This is a genomic window from Bacillus sp. URHA0034, from assembly GCF_056280405.1.
On the sequence record NZ_JBWCDK010000002.1, the window covers coordinates 4973659 to 4994475 of the forward strand.

At 38.0% G+C, this 20817-nt stretch carries 23 protein-coding genes, 2 tRNA genes, 1 pseudogene and 1 other annotated feature (1 of these 27 only partly in view); of the genes and pseudogenes, 14 read left to right on the plus strand and 12 right to left on the minus strand.

Annotated elements, in window-relative coordinates:
* Positions 1 to 72: 72 nt before the first annotated feature.
* Positions 73 to 894 (plus strand): hypothetical protein, encoded by an 822-nt coding sequence (locus tag ACZ9EE_RS26090; protein ID WP_476031514.1) that lies wholly within the window; start codon positions 73 to 75, stop codon positions 892 to 894.
* 47 nt (positions 895 to 941) lie between these two features.
* Here the strand turns inward: ACZ9EE_RS26090 and ACZ9EE_RS26095 are convergent, their stop codons facing one another.
* On the minus strand, positions 942 to 1184 hold the full coding sequence (locus ACZ9EE_RS26095; protein WP_476031515.1) for a DNA alkylation repair protein: 243 nt from the start codon (positions 1182 to 1184) through the stop codon (positions 942 to 944).
* Positions 1185 to 1307: 123 nt separating this feature from the next.
* Here ACZ9EE_RS26095 and ACZ9EE_RS26100 point away from each other — a divergent pair, with 123 nt between their 5' ends.
* Positions 1308 to 1766, plus strand: a complete 459-nt coding sequence (locus tag ACZ9EE_RS26100; protein ID WP_476031516.1) for a FixH family protein — start codon at positions 1308 to 1310, stop codon at positions 1764 to 1766.
* A 78-nt stretch (positions 1767 to 1844) separates the two neighbouring features.
* Here the strand turns inward: ACZ9EE_RS26100 and ACZ9EE_RS26105 are convergent, their stop codons facing one another.
* The 4 genes from ACZ9EE_RS26105 to ACZ9EE_RS26120 form a co-directional block, all read right to left on the minus strand.
* Positions 1845 to 2225 carry a hypothetical protein gene (locus ACZ9EE_RS26105; RefSeq protein ID WP_476031517.1) on the minus strand — a complete coding sequence of 127 codons (381 nt, stop codon included), beginning with the start codon at positions 2223 to 2225 and terminating at the stop codon, positions 1845 to 1847.
* Between the two features lie 105 nt (positions 2226 to 2330).
* Positions 2331 to 2804 carry an Hsp20/alpha crystallin family protein gene (locus ACZ9EE_RS26110; RefSeq protein ID WP_476031518.1) on the minus strand — a complete coding sequence of 158 codons (474 nt, stop codon included), beginning with the start codon at positions 2802 to 2804 and terminating at the stop codon, positions 2331 to 2333.
* 22 nt (positions 2805 to 2826) lie between these two features.
* Positions 2827 to 3069 (minus strand): spore germination protein, encoded by a 243-nt coding sequence (locus ACZ9EE_RS26115; protein ID WP_335468845.1) that lies wholly within the window; start codon positions 3067 to 3069, stop codon positions 2827 to 2829.
* A 13-nt stretch (positions 3070 to 3082) separates the two neighbouring features.
* Entirely contained in the window at positions 3083 to 3325 is a 243-nt protein-coding gene (locus ACZ9EE_RS26120) for a spore germination protein (protein ID WP_144562888.1), read from the minus strand.
* A gap of 171 nt (positions 3326 to 3496) precedes the next feature.
* On the opposite strand from ACZ9EE_RS26120, the gene ACZ9EE_RS26125 reads away from it, so the two are divergent.
* Positions 3497 to 4270, plus strand: a complete 774-nt coding sequence (locus ACZ9EE_RS26125; protein ID WP_476031519.1) for an SDR family oxidoreductase — start codon at positions 3497 to 3499, stop codon at positions 4268 to 4270.
* Positions 4271 to 4314: 44 nt separating this feature from the next.
* Positions 4315 to 4530, plus strand: coding sequence for a hypothetical protein (locus ACZ9EE_RS26130; protein ID WP_476031520.1), 216 nt, complete (start codon positions 4315 to 4317; stop codon positions 4528 to 4530).
* A gap of 47 nt (positions 4531 to 4577) precedes the next feature.
* Here the strand turns inward: ACZ9EE_RS26130 and ACZ9EE_RS26135 are convergent, their stop codons facing one another.
* Positions 4578 to 5135, minus strand: a complete 558-nt coding sequence (locus ACZ9EE_RS26135; protein WP_476031521.1) for a GNAT family N-acetyltransferase — start codon at positions 5133 to 5135, stop codon at positions 4578 to 4580.
* A gap of 303 nt (positions 5136 to 5438) precedes the next feature.
* Positions 5439 to 6566: an amidohydrolase gene (locus ACZ9EE_RS26140; protein WP_476031522.1), complete on the minus strand. Its 1128-nt coding sequence runs from the start codon at positions 6564 to 6566 to the stop codon at positions 5439 to 5441.
* Between the two features lie 180 nt (positions 6567 to 6746).
* Between ACZ9EE_RS26140 and ACZ9EE_RS26145 the strand changes: the two genes are divergently transcribed.
* The 4 genes from ACZ9EE_RS26145 to dapF all read left to right on the plus strand — a co-directional run bounded on the left by ACZ9EE_RS26145 (position 6747) and on the right by dapF (position 10026).
* Complete coding sequence (locus ACZ9EE_RS26145) at positions 6747 to 7070, plus strand: DUF4870 domain-containing protein (RefSeq protein WP_476031523.1); 324 nt, start codon at positions 6747 to 6749, stop codon at positions 7068 to 7070.
* Positions 7071 to 7231: 161 nt separating this feature from the next.
* On the plus strand, positions 7232 to 8098 hold the full coding sequence (locus tag ACZ9EE_RS26150) for a patatin-like phospholipase family protein (protein ID WP_476031524.1): 867 nt from the start codon (positions 7232 to 7234) through the stop codon (positions 8096 to 8098).
* 93 nt (positions 8099 to 8191) lie between these two features.
* Positions 8192 to 8977: a hypothetical protein gene (locus ACZ9EE_RS26155; RefSeq protein ID WP_476031525.1), complete on the plus strand. Its 786-nt coding sequence runs from the start codon at positions 8192 to 8194 to the stop codon at positions 8975 to 8977.
* Positions 8978 to 9048: 71 nt separating this feature from the next.
* Entirely contained in the window at positions 9049 to 10026 is a 978-nt protein-coding gene (gene dapF / locus ACZ9EE_RS26160) for a diaminopimelate epimerase (RefSeq protein WP_476031526.1), read from the plus strand.
* 12 nt (positions 10027 to 10038) lie between these two features.
* Here dapF and ACZ9EE_RS26165 read toward each other — a convergent pair whose 3' ends face one another.
* Positions 10039 to 11886 (minus strand): DNA ligase D, encoded by a 1848-nt coding sequence (locus ACZ9EE_RS26165; protein WP_476031527.1) that lies wholly within the window; start codon positions 11884 to 11886, stop codon positions 10039 to 10041.
* A 127-nt stretch (positions 11887 to 12013) separates the two neighbouring features.
* Between ACZ9EE_RS26165 and ku the strand changes: the two genes are divergently transcribed.
* Together ku and ACZ9EE_RS26175 are read left to right on the plus strand one after the other, a co-directional pair.
* On the plus strand, positions 12014 to 12901 hold the full coding sequence (gene ku, locus ACZ9EE_RS26170; protein WP_476031528.1) for a non-homologous end joining protein Ku: 888 nt from the start codon (positions 12014 to 12016) through the stop codon (positions 12899 to 12901).
* Positions 12902 to 13272: 371 nt separating this feature from the next.
* On the plus strand, positions 13273 to 13476 hold the full coding sequence (locus ACZ9EE_RS26175; protein ID WP_235740070.1) for a cold-shock protein: 204 nt from the start codon (positions 13273 to 13275) through the stop codon (positions 13474 to 13476).
* Positions 13477 to 13512: 36 nt separating this feature from the next.
* Here ACZ9EE_RS26175 and ACZ9EE_RS26180 read toward each other — a convergent pair whose 3' ends face one another.
* Entirely contained in the window at positions 13513 to 13812 is a 300-nt protein-coding gene (locus ACZ9EE_RS26180; RefSeq protein WP_476031529.1) for a DUF6509 family protein, read from the minus strand.
* Positions 13813 to 14023: 211 nt separating this feature from the next.
* Here ACZ9EE_RS26180 and ACZ9EE_RS26185 point away from each other — a divergent pair, with 211 nt between their 5' ends.
* The 4 genes and pseudogenes from ACZ9EE_RS26185 (at position 14024) to ACZ9EE_RS26200 (ending at position 18598) form a co-directional block, all read left to right on the plus strand.
* Positions 14024 to 14686, plus strand: a complete 663-nt coding sequence (locus ACZ9EE_RS26185) for a TorD/DmsD family molecular chaperone (RefSeq protein ID WP_476031530.1) — start codon at positions 14024 to 14026, stop codon at positions 14684 to 14686.
* A gap of 106 nt (positions 14687 to 14792) precedes the next feature.
* Positions 14793 to 17075: pseudogene (locus ACZ9EE_RS26190) on the plus strand (DMSO/selenate family reductase complex A subunit).
* A 3-nt stretch (positions 17076 to 17078) separates the two neighbouring features.
* On the plus strand, positions 17079 to 17675 hold the full coding sequence (locus ACZ9EE_RS26195; RefSeq protein ID WP_476031531.1) for a DMSO/selenate family reductase complex B subunit: 597 nt from the start codon (positions 17079 to 17081) through the stop codon (positions 17673 to 17675).
* A gap of 23 nt (positions 17676 to 17698) precedes the next feature.
* Positions 17699 to 18598 (plus strand): 4Fe-4S binding protein, encoded by a 900-nt coding sequence (locus tag ACZ9EE_RS26200; RefSeq protein ID WP_476031532.1) that lies wholly within the window; start codon positions 17699 to 17701, stop codon positions 18596 to 18598.
* Between the two features lie 225 nt (positions 18599 to 18823).
* On the opposite strand, the gene ACZ9EE_RS26205 is transcribed toward ACZ9EE_RS26200, so the two are convergent.
* From ACZ9EE_RS26205 to ACZ9EE_RS26215, 3 genes are all read right to left on the minus strand, one after another.
* Positions 18824 to 18915 (minus strand) — tRNA-Ser (locus ACZ9EE_RS26205).
* A gap of 3 nt (positions 18916 to 18918) precedes the next feature.
* Positions 18919 to 18992: transfer RNA gene (locus ACZ9EE_RS26210), tRNA-Gly, on the minus strand.
* 102 nt (positions 18993 to 19094) lie between these two features.
* A complete protein-coding gene (locus ACZ9EE_RS26215; RefSeq protein WP_476031533.1) occupies positions 19095 to 20375 on the minus strand; it encodes an MFS transporter in 1281 nt (426 codons plus the stop codon).
* Between the two features lie 254 nt (positions 20376 to 20629).
* Positions 20630 to 20817: a binding site (T-box leader), on the plus strand (it continues 62 nt past the right edge of the window).

Here is a 20817-nt window from a genome sequence, read left to right on the forward strand (position 1 = left end):
GTAAATGAATGATAAATTCTACTTCAGGTAACTCTTTTAATGTAGTTAAAAACCATTAAAGGAGGAGCATAAGTGAAGAAGGCAGTTTGTTTTTTCTTAGTAGTTATCCAAATCCTCCTAAATGGATATGGGGTAGATGCAGCAAGTGAGAAAAAAAATAATATAGAAATGCCAGACTGGAAAAGAGTCAATCAGTTATTACCTAAATACTCGAAGTTTGTTGTTCAAGATATGGAAACAGGAAAAAGGTTTAAGGTACAAAGACGAGCCGGAAGTCAACATGCTGATGTACAGCCTTTAACCGCGAAGGATACAAAAATAATGAAAAATATCTATGGAGGAAAATGGAGCTGGAAGCGGCGGGCTATTTATGTAATTCATAAAAGGCAGAAAATCGCTGCATCCATGCATGGAATGCCTCATGGAGGGGGGGCATTGAAGAATAATTTTCCAGGGCATTTTTGCATTCATTTCTACGGCAGCACCACCCATCGAACCAATTCTATGGACTTATCGCATATGCTGATGATCTATAAGGCATCAGGCCAATTAAATCATTACCTGGCAAAGGCAGATCCCTATCAGGTAATCAAGGCTTATATTGTGGGCTTTAAACAGCAAGATTCAACCATAGTCTCGAAAACTTCACTGCAAACAGTTAAATGGTTTCCCATTCTCGACAAAGTTGAAAACGTTCGGATATCAAGACTAGAGCAGCTGCCACCTGAAGATCTAACCGAAGAATTAAGTTTAGATGTGCCTGCTGTAATCGATTGGTACATTAAGGATGTAGGAAGGCAAACGTTTCGGGGGGAAATTCATTTAATTCGTTTTTCTCCAGCAGATGCTTGGAAAGTGGATTCCAAGCCATTTTTAAAAGAAAATAATTTCTAATAAACAAAAACACCTTTAGAATCGCTAAAGGTGTTTTTAAATAAAATTTAACGCTGTTCGCCAAACTTGATGAAGGTCAGCTCATCCTCAATTAAGCCACAGGCACCGCATTGAACTCGGTATTCAGGTCCATTATAACGGAGATGAAATGGTTCAAGCTCATTCTCACCATATTCGTGAATGACATCGCCTGATTGAGGGTCGAGCTTAACTGATTGAGAGACTTGTTGAATAATATTAAATCGACTCCGGTTTGTTTTACAATTAGGACATTTGTATGGAGTTGACATAGGTTTCTCCTTTCATATTATTGTTAACCATTATTTTTTGCAAAAATATTGGTAAATATGTAACAATGGCTAGTGAAGGTCGAAAATCTATAAAAGAACGAACTATGTTAGGGGAGAAATACTTTGAAAAAGCTAGTCCTTATGTTAATTGTCATGCTGTTTTTAGGGTTAGTTGTTTCTTGCAGCAAGCAAGAGGAGAATACAGGTGATATGCCGAAAATGGTGGATGTAAATTTATCCGTGAATCCTAATCCGGGCGAACCAAATAAACCAATTACATTTGAGGCAAAAGTTACACAAGGAAAGGAAAAAATCAATGATGCGGAAGTGACCTTTGAGGTCTGGCGGTCAAAAGATACAAATCATGAGAAAGTTGCTGTTAAACACTCAGAAGATGGTATTTATCGGTTAGAAAAAACATTCCAACAAGAGGGTACTTATTACATTATCTCACATGTAACTGCAAGGGATATGCATAACATGCCGAAGAAGGAGTTTACAGTTGGGGCACCAAGTGAGAAAGAAGAGAACTCATCTGATCACTCAATGGACGGCATGAAAATGGATGATCTAAAGAAATAATTAGTCATCCGGATACTAACACAGAATAAGACAGCCATTTGGCTGTCTTTACTAGTTAAAAAGAGATTAAGTTTGTGTTTACTCTTCTTTTTTTGCCTTGATATTTACGGTTGCTTCCTTGCCTAGTTTCTGTTTGACAATTTCATTTACTTTTTCGGATATATCTCCTTCATATGTTGAACCAATGTTCAGCCTTCCTGATAACTCCTTTATACCTACTTGGCCAAAATTATTTGCATAATCTAAATGTTCAATCACGATTTGATCAACCTGGAGATGGTTAATTTGAACAGTTGGAGGACTGTCCTTTTCTTTTTTTGCTGTAGGGACATTAATGGATTTTACCTCTGTGTTGACGTCATTTATTTTTGATTCAAGTGATGAAATCTTGTTTTCCAATTCCGATATTTTCTTTGTAAAAGTTTTATTTGAAGTAAACAAGCGAAAGAAGAATTGCATAAAAACCCTCTATTCAGAATTGGATTATTCACAAACCGAACCGGGATAGCTTCCTTTAGTTAATCTTATTTGTAATTATCGGAAACATGCAAAAAAAATCAACGTCTACAGAATTTCTGTCACGTCGATTTGTGAATATTGCATATCAATATTTTTAGGAATTTTTATTTCCAGAATTCCATCTTTATAATTTGCCGTGCCGCCTTTCTTTTTAACAATAGCAGGAAGAGTGATCGTATTAGAATCCTCTCGATCGGGAATATGTTCAACAATAAGCTGATTTGAAGTATGGTAGAGCCGAAGCTGGTTCAGCCATTCTTCGTTACGAATTGGTATTCTTACAAAGACATAATCATGTGTCTCAAAGGCGGTGGAATTCAAAGCATTGGCTGACCTTTGTTTTGTATCAGATCTTTGAAAGTTGCTGAATAAATCTTGAGGATTCGTCATACCACCCATGTTGTTGGGCATAATTTTACCAATAAGATCCTGAACGTAATTATTTATCTCATCTGGTTTCATTTTTTGTAATGAATCTTTCATATCTTTTGTAAAAGGAAACATATTCCAAGGAAACATTTTCTTTCAACCTCTCTAAACACTAAAATTGATTTGCAATTGGTGAGGATGGATTCGCAATTTGGTCTTGGTCGCTAATATCTGTGTCACCGAAGCCATTTAAAGAAAAAGAGCTCGAAGGAGATAAATCCCCTAAGGCAAAATTTGATCCTACCCATTTTTGGTTGGCGGTATGGCTATTCTGAACGGATGGCCCTAAAGAAATATTTGCATTGTTAGCTATAGAATTCGTCTTGATATTAAAAATGTTTATCTGAAAAGGCATTTTTTTCAGTCCTTTATCTCGAATTACTAAAGACATTCGATGGATTTGCGATATCACCCATGTCATTTATATCTGGATCAATAAAAACATTCTCCATGGCCGCAGTCGGCGGTGCAAAATCTCCATAGGATGAATTTTGACCTTGGGATTTCGAATTAGCTGTATGTGCATTATGAAGGGCTTCACCGATGTTGACAGACCCGTTGTTAGAAACACTGTTGATTTTCAGGCTGAAGATATTAATTACAGTCTGCATCCTGTCACATCCTTTATTGTTGTTATCCGTATCATATGCAACTACTCGCCCATTCGTTATTAAAACTTCCTATCCCCATAAAAAGGGGGAGGAGATAAAATTTGCATATATAAACATTTCTTTTTAACATATATATAAAGAGAGAATTCTTTTAATAGAGAGGTAATGATTGTGAACAAGAAAACGGCTTTGATTACTGGCGGAGCTTCTGGTATCGGCAAAAAAACGGCAGAACTGCTTGCGGAAAATGGGTATCAACTTGTGATCAACTATCGAAAAAGTGAGTCAGAGGCAGTTTTCTTAGCTAAGCAATTAAATGATCATTACGGGACGAAAAATATCGCCATCCAAGGTGATGTTGCCGACAGAGAGGATTGTGTCCGCATTGTGAATGAGACTCTTTTAGCCTATTCGGGCATAGATGTCTTAGTTCATAATGCTGGTCCATACATACATGAACGAAAAAAACTGACAGATTACTCTTTTGAGGAATGGGATTATTTAATTCAAGGTAATTTAACAGCGGTGTTTTATTTGTCCAAATTGATACTCCCTGTAATGAGGAAACAAAACTGGGGGAGAATTATTACGTTAGGATTTGATCGGGTTGAAACCGCACCGGGCTGGATTTTTCGGTCTGCCTTTGCTGCTGCTAAGACTGGTTTAGCATCCTTAACTAGAACGATTGCGATGGAAGAAAAGGAGCATGGAATTACCGCAAATATGATTTGTCCTGGAGATATTACAAATGAGTGGAAGGAAAAAACCATTAAAGAAGCCATCTCATTAAACAGTGAAAAGAACTCGGTGGGAAGACAGGGAACGGGTGAAGATATCGCACGTGTTATCCAGTTTTTAATTGATGAGAGATCTGATTTTATTACAGGAAGTATCATACCGGTAACTGGCGGGGTTGATGTCCTCGGGAAGGCATTAAGACCGTAAAAAGTAATTAAGTTCTAAAGTTTTTGAACAGTTTGATTTTATGAATGGATATGGCAGCTTTTGTAGATACTAGAATTTATTCATCTATGAAAGGAGCAAAGAATATTATGAGTTTTAACATGAACCGAATTAATCCAAATCAAACCCAGGTTTTTTTTCATGATGGTCGCTTTGAAACGTTAACAAATGAGGAATTAGACGAATTTTTGCTCCATATGGGAAATAGTGAAGTGAACAATAACCAAGATGCATTTGAATAATGATTTTTATAAAAAATGAAAAGCAATCGGCTGACCGATTGCTTTTTTTAGGCTTCTAATAACTTAGAATCTGTTTCCTCTGTTCCGATACGTAACAGATGGAAGGTATATAGGTCTTTTGGTATTTCATATAAGTCATAAACAGGTTCGTTGGCATTTAATTGCGCGTAAAGAGAGGCTCTTGTTTCGTTTGCCTTCACAACATAGGAAAGTTTTTCAGCGGCTTTGATTGAACGAATATTAACCTTTCTAATCCGCATAAAAATAGTCTCAATCCCGGCTTCATAAAAGAGTTCGTTGAAAAATGCTTCCTTAGCAGGGCTGTTATACCCTTTCCCATGGTAGGGTTTGCCAAGCCAAGTCCCTAAGAAGCCAGCGTTATCTTGGATGTCAAACAAATTGATGGTACCGATTGGGTTGCCCCATTCATCGAGAATCGTACGTGAAATTAATTCACCCCGTTCTTCCGCCTCAATTGTTTGTTTCGTCATAAATAAAAATTCTTCATATGAGTCAGCTTTTTGACGTACAAAAGGGAAGACATCTGGATGCGTCATTAACTCGTACAGTGTGTGGCTCTCATGAAGATCACGTTTTTTTAACATGAAAATCCCTCCATTAGGGCATTCCGATCCCATGTGTAAAGAAGCGGTCCACCCTCGAAATTTTTTATAGAATTGCGTAAAAAATTTCGGGGTGGGAATCGAACCCACTAGAACCAGTAAACTGGTGGCGCACCATTTGCCTTCCCTATATCATTTTTTTTGTTACATGATTCTGCTCATAAACCCCCGAATCAATCAGTTCCAAAATCATTTACTTAGAGTATAATACAAGAAAAATTGAAAAAAAGAAATAGGCTTTTTGCGGTTCTTCGCTAATATTTTTTACCAATTTTCTACACTTTATTAGCCTTCCGAATAAACAATTTCACCGCCAATCATTGTCCATTTAGGCTTCGCTAAATAATGAAAAGGATGATGGGTCCAGAGGACTAAATCGGCATCCTTCCCTTCCTCAATACTGCCAACTCGATCGTCAATTTTTAGGTTTCTTGCGGGAAGAATGGTAATTCCTTCAATGGCTTTTTGTTCAGGTAACCCTTCTCGGACGGCAAGGCTCGCGCAAATATTTAAGTATTGGATTGGTGTATACGGATGGTCAGTTGTAATTGAAACCTCCAAGCCGTGATTAGTAAGTATTTCATACGTTTTCCACGTTTTATTCTTTAATTCTACTTTTGACCTTCTTGTTAGTGTTGGGCCTACAGAAACCTTTAGATTATGTCCAGCTAATTCATTGGCAATCAAATGTCCTTCCGTACAGTGTTCAATACGCAAATCAAGCTGGAATTCTTCCGCAAAACGCAGGGCCGTAATAATATCATCCGCACGGTGCGCATGGATTCGAACCGGTATTTCCCTTTTTAACGCCCTTACAAGTGGTGCAATTCGAAGATCTTCAGGAGTATCCGTATGGATCGCTTTGTAGAAAGCTTCCCTAAGCATTCCCATGATCCCCATTCTAGTAATCGAATCACTATTACCATGGCTGTGGATCCTCTTTGGATTTTCCCCTAAGGCTATTTTTAACCCTGCTATCTCCTTGACTATCATTTTCTTGATATTTTTCCCAGTTGTTTTAATAACGGAAGTGGTACCACCAATTACGTTTGCACTCCCTGGCATCACATGAACCGTTGTAATTCCGCTTTTAATTGCATCACTGAAAGCCTGATCTAATGGATATACTCCATCTATCGCTCGGATATGGGGGGTAAGGGCTTCAACTGTTTCATTGGCGTCATTACCGGCCCAGCCAGTCCCTTCGTCATATAAACCTAGGTGGGTATGAACATCAATAAAACCAGGAAATAAATAAGCGTCCGAACAGTCGATAATTTTTACCGTCAAATCTGACTTTAAATTCCTGCCGATTTTTTTAATCTTGCCATTTTCGATAAGGATATCGGTGTATTTTGCCGGTTTGGAGGTAACCGGATAAATAGTCGCATTTTTCAAAAGTATTTTATCCATAGTAATACCTTTCTTTATGTTGTTAATAATATTTTATCTATTTTAGCAACATATGTGTCACAGGAAAAGTCAGTTAAAAAAATTTTCTTATGCGGATTTATTTCAAAATCACGAAACCTTTAAAGTGACGGAGCGTAAATATTAGCGTAAAGAAAAATTTATTCAATGGGGGAAGATGAAATGGTAAAGAGTGAAGAAAGGCTATTAGCGGCAGGTATGTATGTCCTAAGCTTGTTTTTTCCTATTATAGCACCACTGATTATTTGGTTACTAAAAAAGGAAGAGTCTACATTTATTGATGTTCATGGAAAAGAGTACTTTAACTTTTTTATTTCTTATTTTGTCTATTCCGTTGTGGCAGGTATCTTGACAATCGTAATTATTGGTATTTTTCTATTATGGGCATTAGGGATTGCAGCACTTATTTTTAGCATTATAGCAGCAGTTAAAGCCTATGAAGGAAAAGAATACCGATTCCCATGGATATTTAGAGTAATAAAATAACATTAAGCAGAATGAGAACCCGGCAAAAAGATTTGTCGGGTTTTTGGCTATTATCCCATACGTTTTGTCAAAATTACAAAAGTGCTTTTTGTTTGCTAACGTTAGCGCATATTCTATAATAGGAGAGGTGTATTTTTTATTTTTAAAAGGGGTGAGGCAGTTTGTTAAACCAAACAGGATTAGTTTTAGAAGGTGGCGGGATGCGTGGGGTTTATACTGCCGGGATCCTGGAATATTTTTTAGAACAGGACTTGTTTTTTCCTTATGTTATCGGTGTTTCTGCGGGAGCCTGTAATGCTGCGTCATATTTATCAAAGCAAAAAGGCAGAAATAAAACGGTAACAGTTGAATATGCTAGTGACCCAAGATATATATCATGGAGAAATTACTTCAAGAACAGACAGTTTTTTGGAATGGATTTTATTTTTGATGAAATCCCTAATCAACATGTGCCTTACCATTATGATGTTTTTTATAGCAGCCCTGTCGAATTTGTGGTCGGGACAACTGATTGTTTAACCGGTATGCCTGTGTACTTTAAAAAGCAGGATTATGGGAAAGACTTGCTAACCGTACTAAGGGCATCAAGCTCGCTGCCGTTTATCGCTCCGGAAATCCGGTACCAAGATAAAATTTTACTAGATGGAGGGATAAGTGATCCTATCCCTATCAAAAAAGCGCAAAGTGATGGTTTTAAAAAAAATATTGTCATTTTAACTAGAAATAAAGGTTATTTAAAAAAACCATCAAAATTTCACTTCCTTGTAGACAGAAAGTACCCGGATTACAAAGGGTTACAGCAATCATTAAGGACAAGGTATCAAGTTTATAACGATACCCTGGATTATTTAGAAAAAGAGGAAGCTGCAGGTAATGTGCTGATTATTCGTCCATCGGAGCCATTAAAAGTGGGGCGAATGGAAAGAAATTCACAAAGGCTTGCAGAGTTATATAGCCAAGGCTACCGGGATGCAAAGGCATCGATGGATAAAATTAATTCTTATTTAGAAGGTATGAGGAGAGTCTAGCAGACTCTCCTTTTACTTTTTAAAAACTTCTATCATTTTTTTTAATCCTATTAAATAAACTATTAGTAGAGGAATTGATAAGGGGTTATCTGGATGAAAATAAATGAATATTACCGGGATTCAGCTAATATGAACTTAAATGGTAGTATTGCCGCTCTGGTTCCGACCACTATTATCATAGTAGGAAATCTTTCTGTTTTTAAGCAAAGGGAAATCATGCTATTTGTGCTTCCATTTATGATTTATAGCCTGATTAGTTTTCAAGTCTATCTATTTAGAATGAACCAATCTATCACGATTAAACGCAATATGCATGCTTCTAGGGATATTTCGATGTCCATTTTTAAAGCCCGTCATCTATTAATACTTTACAGGAACTCTCACTCTTCAAGATTGTTCATCTATTTTCCCAATGGTCATATGGCTGGGCAAATAAAAAAGTTTCGGGGAACTGGGGTCGAGAGGTTAAAGCCGTCGAGAACTTATGCTATATACAATAGAGAAGACCAAGTATTGGGATATTTTAAACTAAAAGGAAGAAAAATGGTAAGGATTAATGTTTTTGATAGAAATCGGGCCTATTTAGGCAGATTTGAAAAAAAGAATATCGGTTTGCGGAAAGCTAAAAAGGTGCTGTTTGACCGTAAAGGAAGGTTTATAGGAGAGGTAGAAGGATCTTCTTTCTTTATGGATGAACTCGTTTATGATTGTGGTCTTAAAGAGGTAGGGCGGCTGAGGAGAGGGTGGATGCCGATTGAATGGAGCCCTTTATTTCCAGAGCCGAATACACCGGTACTATCACTTACAGAAGACCTTTCTGAAGAGGACAGACTGCTTAGAATGTCGATATTAATTAACGAATACTTTATTGAGAGATAATACAAGACAGTTTCCTTCCATAATAATGTTTGATATGATGGATTTAAGTTTGATTTTTGGGGGTAAAAGTTGTGCAAATTGAGTTAATTAAAGGTCATGGATCAGGAAATGATTTTCTCCTCATCGATGAAATTTCAAATGACTATATGTTTTCGGAAGAAGATAGAGCAAATCTTGCTAAGGTATTGTGTAACCGTGACTCCGGGCTCGGAGCCGATGGAATTCTGTTTATTATGAAAAGTGAGCAAGCGGATGGAAGAATGCGTGTCTTTAATGCCGACGGTTCTGAAGCATCAATGTGTGGAAATGGCCTCCGCCTTGTAGCCAGATATATCTGTGAACTGCAAGGAATTAATCAGGCGGTTATTGAAACAATGAAAGCAAATCTAAAGGTAAGAAGACAAGAGGACATATATCCTCAAGTTCACACCTACCAGGTTGAGATCTCGCCGGTCCTGTTTGAGCTTAAGGCGCTCCCTTTAAACCTAAATAAACCGACTCTTTTTAACGAAAGAATTAAGGAGCTTTCAGATGATTTAAGGTTTACCGCTGTTGCGGTACCCAACCCGCATTTGATTGCGATGGTAGAATCTGAGCAGCTTAAAAATAATCTCCAAAAACAACTTAGTGAAAAAGTGAATGGTCCCAATGATTTATTCCCGGATGGGGTAAATGTTAGCTTTGTAAAGCCGCTCGAAAGAGGCTCTATTTACGTCCGCACCTTTGAGCGCGGAGTAGGTTTTACAAATGCCTGTGGTACAGCAATGTCTGCATCTTCATTGGTCACTTGCTTAACCGATTTAAATGACTATGAAAAGGTCATCAACGTTTATAATAATGGCGGTAAAGTCCAATGTGTGGTTCATAAAATCGAGGATACCTATACAATTGATCTAATTGGAAATGCCACCTATCTTTATCATGCTAAAATCCAGTTAACTTTAAATGAAAAAACCTTTTCTGTTTCATCAAGAACCAATTTTACAGAACAAGAGACCTATGAAAAGCTCCAAGTAGTCGCGCAGGGAAAAATAGAACAATCACTTTAAGGATAAGGTAGATCACCTTATCCTTTTTTTACTGGTGTTTTTTAAAAACTCAAGGACCGGAGTAAAGGGCTGCAGTTGCTTTGTTTGAAAATAGTCCATAAAAGGGTCACCTTGACTGCGGATTCGTTTAAGTGCATTCTCCATATTAAAGGGAAATAATTCTAGTTTGTTATTCACTTCCTCCCAATAAAGAGGGGTAGCGACACCTGCATGGTCGTTTCCCCTCATCGAGTAGGGAGCAACAATCGTTTTCCCTTCAGAATGCTGTACATAATCAACATACAACCTGTTATTGCGATTTTTTTTCATCCGTTCAATCGTGAAGGAATCGGGATCCTTCGAGATCAAATATTCCGCAATAAAGCTGGTGAATAAGCGTGTATCGTCGTAGGTATAGACATTTTCCGGCAAAGGAAGGTAAATTTGTAAACCTTTATTGCCTGAGGTTTTTATAAAACCAATTAGATTTAATTGGTCCAATACTTCTTTAATCAATAGAGCTGCTTTGACGGCTAAGTGAAATGCGTCTTTAGATGGCGGATCCAGATCAAAAACGATTTCACTAGGTCCCAGGCTATTGATGGTTTGAAAAGGGATATGGAACTCAATTGCAAGTTGATTTCCAAGCCACACAAGGGTTTTGAGATTATTGCACACAATGTAATTAATTCCTTCTGCCTCTTTTGTCTGTACAAATTCAGGTGCATAATCCGGACAATTTTTTTGATAAAAAGCCTCTCCAAACATTCCATGTGGATAACGAATAACTGTTAAGAGCCGTTCCTTTAAAAAGGGCAGCATAAATGGTGAAACTTCTCGTAAGTATAGGATATAATCAGCCTTCTGAATATTGAACTTTTCCCATAAGGGTTTATCTGGATGGGTTATTTCCAACTCTTGAGGCAGATTTTTTTGAGCAAACATAAAGCGATCATATGTACAATCAGCAGGTTGTAAATCAAAGCGAAAGCGGTCAAAATGAGGTTCACGCAGTTGATTGTCATAAAGTTCTAAGTATTTCACTTCAAGGCAGATAGCTGGTTCAACATAAATAAATTGATCGTCCTCTTTAATCATGTTCTGTTTTATCGTTTCCTTCAAGGCATTCTTTTCTTCGGGTTTAAAGCCAAAAAGAACTTGGCCAATGGAAAATATTTCTTTATCTTGATAAACACCGATATAAAAATAGCCATTCGTTTTTTCATAGGAGGTAATAAAGCAGCTGACATATTTCCAGTTTTTATACTTTAGCCATTGCTGCGTACGTTTTCCTTCCTCCCAAAGACTATTTTTAGATTTAGCAATAATGCCTTCTCCATCATATAAAACCACTTTTTCCCATAATTTATTAAAATCATCATGGGGTTTTACGAATTGCAGCAGTTGATCGTTATTCGGATCAGATGTCAGCTTTAAACCAGCCGTTCGGAATAATTCTCCCAGCTCATCTTTTCTTTTATAAAAGGGTTCAGTAAACAGCTCTTTTCCTTTAATCAACAATAGATCAAAAACCATAAGACGGCAGGGGAAACGAGCTGCTTGCTCTTCAATTTTTTTTTCGGATTTTAGTCGCCCTCTTACCTGAATGGCAGAAAAATTTGCTTTATGTGTGTTTTCCAAATAAACAAGTTCACCATCTAATTGCAACGGTAAATAGGGTTTAAATTGGGTTTCATATTGCAATAGGAACTGTTTGATTTCCGGAAATTGAGGTAATAAATTCTTTCCATTCCTGCTTATTAGTTCAATCCCCTTTTGATTCCAGGTTAACATGGCACGAAAACCATCATATTTCACCTCGTATTGCCAATCAGGCCGTACGGGAAGATCAAAGGTTAAACTGGGCAGCATCGGCTTCATGGGTACGTTTCCTTTCTTTTTCTCTTATTTTGCTTCAATTAATTTCACTTCATCCTTTTCCAAATCTTTTAAGGAATGAAGAAGGTAATTTACCGCAAAATAAAAACAAAAAGAATGGAGAATACCTATGCATACGATGTGGAAAGGCAGTATTAGTTTTGGACTTGTAAACATCCCCATCAAGCTCCATACCGCAACGGAAGACAAGGATATAAAGCTTCGTACCTTGCACAATAAATGCCATGCTCCCATTAAATATGAAAAAATTTGTACTGTCTGTGAAGAAGAGGTAAAACCTGAGGATATTGTAAAAGCTTACGAGTATACAAAAGGTAAGTTTGTCGTTCTTGATAATGAAGAATTAGAAAAGCTGCGCAAAGAAAATGAAGAAAAGGCTGTAGAAATCATTGATTTCGTTAAAATTGAAGAGATTGACCCGATTTATTTTGATCGAACGTACTATATGTCTCCGAATGAGGGCGGCAGTAAGGCATACTCCTTACTGCGAAAGGCATTGCAAGAGTCCCAAAAGGTTGGGCTTGCTAAAATTATTATTCGCTCTAAGGAACAGCTTGCGGTTATTCGCGTATATGAAAATACATTGGTGATGGAAACGATTCATTATCCCGATGAGGTCCGTAAATCTGGAGATGTTCCCAATGTTCCGTCAGAGAATAAAGTAACGGAAAGAGAATTAGAAACAGCGATATTACTGATTGATCAGTTAACTACCAAGTTTGAGCCTGAAAAATATACTGATGAATATCGTACCGCATTATTAGAACTAATTGAGTCAAAACGGACGGGGCAGGAAACAGTAACCGCAGCTACTAGAGAAGTGGCATCAAATGTTACAGACCTAATGGCCGCCTTACAAGCGTCCATCGATCGGACGAAACCAAATAAAACAACAACCCCTGCACTGAAGGCTTCAACAACTGAGAAAACGAAACCAAAAAAAGCAGCTGCAGTGCCTAGAAAAAAGGCCCCATCGAAAGTAAAAAAAGAAGCCTAGCTACTGATGCAGTCTTGAATAATAAAGTGAAGGACCAGGGTTTTTTAACTTGGTCTTTTTTTACTATTTGAAATTGATCCAAAAATTGACTTGGATTAAAAATTATGTTAAAATTTATTTATGTTTTAATGTTTCGGTATTATCTGATTTAAGTGGTCGTAGCTGCACGAAAGTGGGGGAAGCTCTTTTACCTAACGTGTAGGATACGTCTTTTTTATTTTGTAAAATGGTCAACAAAAAGTAAAACGGTGATGCAAAAATGGCAAAGCTTCACTTTTTTATGTATTTAGAATTACTAGAATAATAGTTGGGGATGCCGTTTTAAGCGATGGTTTAAAAACAGTCATAACTACCTATAAGGAGTGATCGTTTTGGCGTTTGGCAGAAAAAATGAAGAAGAAATTAAATTAGAAGAAACAAAGATTTGGGAATGTACCTCTGAAACTTGTAAGTGCTGGGTTCGGGATAATTTTAAAAGCAGTGAAGTTCCACTTTGCCCAATTTGCAAAAGTGAAATGAGGCAATCAACGAAAGAACTGCAAGTGATTCATAACCATAGTAAAAATTTCATGTAAAGAGCAAGAAAGCAGGGAGCTTATAACTCCCTGCTTTTATTCGTTTTCTCTTGTATATTTCTTACAGTAAGATAGGACTAACTCTTCTTCATCTTCCTCTAATTCAAAATCAAGTACCTTTTCAGTCCCGCGTTCAAAAAAGTGATAGCTGGTTATTTTATCTCCGCTTTCATCGTGTACAAAAATACACTTTAAACCGACACCTTTTCCAGAATACAATTCATCCTCCTCATCGACTTCGAGCTCTAGAAAAAACTCATAGCGCTCTCCAGATAGTAACCCAAATGGATCTTCTAATTTTTCCACTTCGTGGCCTGTAATGTTCAACCCTATCATCCTTTTCTTGTTTAATGACTCTTTTATTATACACATTTTCAGGGATAACCCAAAAAGTGATATTGGTTACTGCAACAGCAAGGATTTTGAATATAATGTGAATAATTGCACAAAGTCAACTGAACTACAGAAGATTACGGTAAGATTAATATATAAGGGCTTACAAATCAAGGAAGCAGGTGTCAACATTTCACAAATGAGGAGAGAGGCCATGACAACAACAAAAGATACCATACATATTCAATTATACCCATTTTTATTAGCCAGAAAAAATTTTTACCAAATTCTCCATACTTTATTCTTAGAACCAGCCAAGCACGATTTATTGTTGCATGAGAGAAAGTTTTCTGAATTAAAAGAACTCCTTGAAGGCGGGAGAATTCTCGCTGACTTTTTTGAAGATGTCCATACAAAAGAGAAGGTGGATACTGAAAGAGAAGAGTACTGCCGGTTATTTATTGGTCCAGGAGCATTAGTGGCTCCTCCATGGGAGTCGTATTATCGAAGCAAGGACCGTCTTTTATTTGAAGAATGGACACTCCAGATAAGAGAGATATATCACCAATTCGGGCTCCAATCTATCCGAGAGAATAAAGAGCCTGATGATCATTTACTACTTGAATTTGAGTTTATGATTTTTCTGATCGAGCTTAGTCTGCAAGCTTCAGAAACTGAAAAGATTCAGGAACTGATTTCAAGTCAAATTCATTTTCTCAAAGAGCACCTAACCATTTGGATTCCCGAATTTTGTAAAAGGGTAATCGATCATACCACTAGCCGTCTATACCTAGGAGCTGCCATGCTTCTTGTAGACTTTTTAAACTTTGATTTGACATCTTTATTGGAAATAGAGGAGGCATTAGAAAATGTCTGAAAACCACTTAAAGAACTTGTTAACAAATAAAATGCAGAGACGAACCTTTTTAAAATGGTCAAGCGCAATTGGTATACCAGTTATTGCTGGTGGAATAGGGACAAAGATGCTTGTCGACCGTAGCGAAGAAACTAAACCAGTAAGTGCTAAAGAAGAAAGCACAGAGACGATTATTTCAACCTGCAGTGTTAATAACTGTGGAGGACGTTGTATCATTAAAGCCCATGTAAAAGATGGGGTCGTGGTCAGAGTTAGTACAGATACCAAAGAGGGTGGAGACCTCAAAAATCCTCCCCTAAGGGCATGTATCAGAGGAAGAAACTACCGGAACATGCTTTATCATCCTGATCGTCTAAAATACCCGATGAAACGAGTAGGTAAACGGGGAGAAGGGAAATTTGAGAGGATCTCTTGGGAGGAGGCGATTGAATCTATTGCTGCACAAGTAAAAAATATTGGCGAAACATATGGCCCTGAATCTAGATATGTTAACTATGCATCAGGTCAATGTTGGGGGTTACATGGCGGAGTGAGTGCTGCCAAAAAACTTTTAGCCTTAACTGGAGGGTATTTGAATTCCCGTAATGACTACAGTTCTGGTGCAGGTAATGTTGCCACCCCTTATACTTATGGAACAAATAACTCGGGAAGCAGCTTTGATTCTTTGCTCCATTCCAAATATATAATTTTATGGGGGCAAAACCCTTCTGAAATGATTTTCTCCACACCGTATCGTTAATATTTAATGCAAGCAAAGAAGAACGGGGCGAAAATAGTCGTAATTGATCCTAGATATACCGATACTGCCATTGCTTTTGCTGATGAGTGGTTACCCATTCTTCCAACAACAGATACTGCGATGATGGATGCGATGGGGTATGTAATTATTACTGAACAACTTCACGACCAGGCGTTCCTTGATAAATACTGTCTCGGGTTTGATGAGAATCATATGCCTGACTGTGTATCGAAAGATGAATCACTAAAAAGTTATTTACTTGGGAAAAACGATGGCGTACCTAAAACTCCTGAATGGGCCGAAAAGATTTGTGGCGTACCCGCTAATAAAATTCGCGAAATAGCCCGTGATTATGCTCAAACAAAACCTGCTGCATTGATTCAAGGTTGGGCTGCACAGCGTCAAGCATTTGGAGAACAATTCATGCGCTGCGGCGCACAATTGGCCTGTTTAACAGGAAATGTTGGTACACTGGGTGGCTGGGCAGCTGGGACTGGATATTGGAGCCGCAGTAACATTGTTTATCCATTCTTTGATGAAAACCCAGTTAAAGCTTCCATTCCATGTTTCCTCTGGACTACTGCGGTAGAAAAGGGGACAGAAATGACTGCTGCCGATGGCTTACAAGGAACGGATAAATTAAAAACAAATATTAAAATGATCTTTAATATGGCGGGTAACATGCTGATCAACCAGCATGCCGATATCAATAAAACACGAAAACTGATTGAGGACGAAAGTAAAGTCGAGTTTATTGTTGTCAGCGATCTCTTTATGACTCCAAGTGCAAAATATGCGGACATTTTATTACCGGGAACGACCTTCTTTGAACGCTATGATATTGGTGTACCATGGTGTTTTGGAGATTATGTAGTCTTCGGTGATAAGACCATTGATCCACTCTATGAATGCCGAAATGAATATGAGGTGTTTGCAGATATTGCTGAAAAACTGGGACTAAAGGATCAGTTTACAGCAGGAAAGTCCATTCTAGATTTAGTAAAGGAAAGCGTCAAGAGGACCAAACAAGAACTTGATCCCAATTTCCCGACCTTTGAAGAGTTCCGGAATAAAGGAGTTCATCACTTTAAATACAATGAGCCGCTTGTAGGTTTTAAAAAGCAAATTGATGACCTTGAAAATAATCCATTCGAAACTCCTTCCGGGAAAATTGAGTTGTTTTCAAAAGCCTTATGGGATATGAATCAGCATGATGAAATACCTGCTATCGCTAAGTACATTTCTGCGTGGGAAGGACCAGAAGACCCGCTTATTAAGAAGTATCCACTTCAGCTGATTAGCTGGCATTATAAGCGCCGCTGCCACTCTACCTACGATAATCAAGAATGGCTTGAGGAAGCAGCCAAGCAAGAGATGTGGTTAAATCCAAAGGACGCAGAAAAACGGGGGAAAAAAAATGGGGATCGTGTACAAGTATTTAATGATCGCGGATCACTTGTCATTGATGTAAAGGTCACCTCAAGAATTACGCCTGGAGTTGCTGGAATTCCTCAAGGCGCCTGGTATACTCCTGATAAAAACGGAATTGATCAACGAGGCTCTGTAAATGTTCTGACTTCACAGAGGCCGACGGCACTGGCAAAGGCTAATCCGCAGTTATCAAACCTTATTGAAGTTAAAAAAGCATAGGGAGTGAGGCATTTGAATCAGCTGGGATTTTATATTAATCAAAGTCACTGTACAGGTTGTAAGGCATGTACAGTCGCCTGTAAAGATAAAAATAACCTTGACGTTGGCATCAATTTCCGCAGGGTTTACACATATGAAGAAGGCACCTATATGGAACAGCTCAATAAGGGGATGCTTCCAAATATAAAAGCGTTTTATTTTTCTATTTCATGTAATCATTGTAAGAATGCTGCCTGCATTCCAAGCTGTCCGACCGGTGCAATCGTAAAGAATAAACAAAACGGTGTTGTTACAATTGACCAGGATGTATGTCAAGGGGCGCAATTATGCATTAAGGCTTGTCCATACGGGTCTCCTCAATACAACAAAAAGGTATTTAAATCGAATAAATGTGATTTCTGTATGGATCTACAGGAAAAAGGCGATGATCCTGTATGTGTGGATGCCTGTCCAATGAGGGCAATTGAATTTGGCTCAATTGAAGAGCTTCGAAAAAAATATGGCAGCGTAAGTCAAATTAAAGGGATGCCCAGTGATACCATTACACATCCAAACCTTGTTATTGGACCGCATAAGGATGCAAGGATGTCCAGCAGTTAACATAAAATTCAGCAGGTGATAATTTGTCGCTACTTGTTAATTGGCTTGAAAGCATGCATGTGGATGCCAAGATAACCAAAAGTTGTTCCAGGGAGAAACACCTTCGCTCCACTTGCAGGATATGTATTGATGCCTGTCACTTAGATGCGCTTGCCATTACTTCGACATCCATAGGAATAGATAGAGAGAAATGTAATTCATGCGGAGAGTGTATGGTTGCCTGTCCACTTTCTGCTATAGAAGGTATCTTAGCTTCCAGGGAATATGAAAAGGATAGTATGGTCTATCATGAGTCCTATATTCCAAAGGTAAAGGAATTGCTTATTTACAAAAAGAGAGGGGTAAACACCATTAAGTCCAGTACAATCCCTCTTAATCAAGATTGGATGAATGTTCTTAATGATGCCAACAAAATCCTGCAGCAGCTTGAAGAAAGCCCTATTAAAATAAAGGAAATTCGAAAAGATGAGGGGGTGTCGAGAAGAGCCTTTTTAACTTCTTTACAAACAGAGGGTAAACAGTTAGCAAAATCTATGGCACCTGCGGCTTGGAAGTTGGAAACAAACGAATGGAAGATAACCCGTTATTATTCTGACTATCAATTCTATCAGGTGGAATTAGACTTTGGCAAATGTACATTTTGTCAAGTATGCTTTTCCTTCTGTTCTCAAAAGGTATTTACTTTAGAGGATTTTTCATTACGGATTGACAATGAAAAGTGTGTAAACTGTTGTGATTGTACGGATATCTGCCCGAAAGGCGCTTTAGAAATTAAACAGAAAATGACAAGAAAACAACATAATTACTACCCGTTTATGATGCGTGAATGCAAAACTTGCGGGAAACGATTCTCTACATTCCAACTAAAAGCAGACACCTGCCCAATTTGTCAAAATCGGAATTCAGAATGGTTAATTCCTTAGTACTATTTAGAAAAAGAAGGAGGTGTCCCAAAAGTATAACTTTTAGGGGCACCTCCTTTTCTTTTTATACATTAATCTTGTCTGTTGATTTCCGCTCCAGGCGCGAGCGGTTCGGGGGCGGTACGGGGAGCCTCCTCGTCGCTTCCACCTGTTGGGTCAGCCTCTTTTTTTTCCTATGTATGAACAAAATAAAAACACTTGCTAAAAGTGTTAAGACTGTAAGGATGGAGGAGAAGATGAGATTCGAACTCACGCAACGGTTACCCGTCCTAACGCATTTCGAGTGCGCCCCCTTATAACCACTTGGGTACTTCTCCGTATGGAGCGGGTGAGGGGAATCGAACCCCCGCCGTCAGCTTGGGAAGCTGAAATTCTACCATTAAACCACACCCGCATTTTCAAATAAGAACACTTAAATTATATCATAGCTGCTACCTTTTTTGTACAGCATTTTGCTTAAAAAACAAAAAGTGCTGAGGTTATTCCCAGCACTTTTCTAGGCTTCGGCTTTTGGTTTTATCGCAAACACTGTTACCACTGCGGCGATAATACTGAGGCCGCTTAGAACAATAAAAATCCAATGGTTAGCGTATTTCATTAACACTGCAATTAGTGGAGGACCTACTGCAACCCCAATAAAGCGCATTGAACTGTAAATCGAGGAAATTGTTCCGCGTTCTTTTTTCTCGATGCCTTCGGTAATTAACGCATCTAAACATGGAAGGCTTAACCCAATCCCAATTCCGGTAATCAAAAACATCGTTATCATATACCAAAGCTTAATCGAAAACCAGAGTGCACCAATTGAGATAGCTGCGACAATAATACTGATCAAGGTGATCCGTTTCATTAGGACTTTATTCTTTTTAATAATCTTTCCGCTAATAAAAGAGGCTAAACAAAGTGCACCAAGTGGTAATGCTAAAAAGAAACCTTTTTTGAGATCCTTAATCCCATATTCTTTTTCGAACGTTTCGGACAGGTAAAACAAAATTCCAAACAGGACAAGCATAAGAATACCACCAATAAAAAAGATGGCATACAGCCAACGTCCTTTTTCAGTAAAGGTTTTCTTTACATTTGTAAAAAATTGCTTGAAAGGAATGGGTTCTTCATTACTTTTAGGACATTTAACGAGAAAGATCATTAAGATAACCGAAATGACACAAAATACCGGAATTGAAAAAAATGGTAAATACCAGATAAATCCGGCAAGAAAGGCTCCGAGTATCGGGCTTAAAACTTTTCCCAACGTATTAGACGTTTCAATTAGTCCTAAACAGCTGCTAACATCGTCTTCACTTTTAAACATGTCTCCTACTAAGGGAAGTACAATGGGCATGGCCCCTGCGGCCCCTACTCCCTGAAGGGCCCGGCCGACTAAAATGAGCCAATATGCATCCGTTAATTTCCATGCAGCCCACCAGGAAATTAGGCCTCCAATCGCCGCAATTAGCAGACTTGGGATAATCACTTTTTTCCTGCCGATATGATCTGAAATATATCCGGCAACTGGAATTAGAAAAATGGCAACAATAGAATAAACAGTAATAATCATACTGGTTTGAAAGGAGGTAATGGATAATTCTTTTTCCATAGAAGGTAGTACAGGAATCAACATTGAATTACCTAAAGTCATCACTAAAGGAATGGAAGACAGCGAGACGATTGCCCACTTTTGTTTAGCTATTTCGCTTTGTTTCTTTTGGCCTGCCGCCGATTGCTTTTTCTTTGCTGCCTTTTGTTGTTTTTGGCTTAATCGTTCAATATGTTCCATGAATCTTCTATCCCGCCTTCATTTTATGCTTTCAACATTCCACGCTGAAGAGGCATGTTTGCTTACTAAAGTTAATATTGGCTAATTCAATTGAAATTAACAAGGTTTAAATCATCCTTTAAATGGAAGTAAATAAAAACAGTTAACCTCGAAATAAAAATAAAGTAAGAGGAAAGTTAATTTCGAATTTTAAAAAAATAATCTCTTGACATATTTCATGAAGTTGGATAGGATAATAATCAATAAAACAAATCATATAGGTGTAGACGAAGAGTAGTAACTTTTACGGATTCTAGAAGAGAGCTGATGGTTGGTGTGAATCAGTGTAGACGTTCAAGTGAATGGACTTCCGAGCCTCCAAACCGAACCCGTATAGGCAGTAGGCTTTGGCGAAAATCTCATCGTTACAAGAGACAGATATTCAAGCATTCCTGCTTTGATA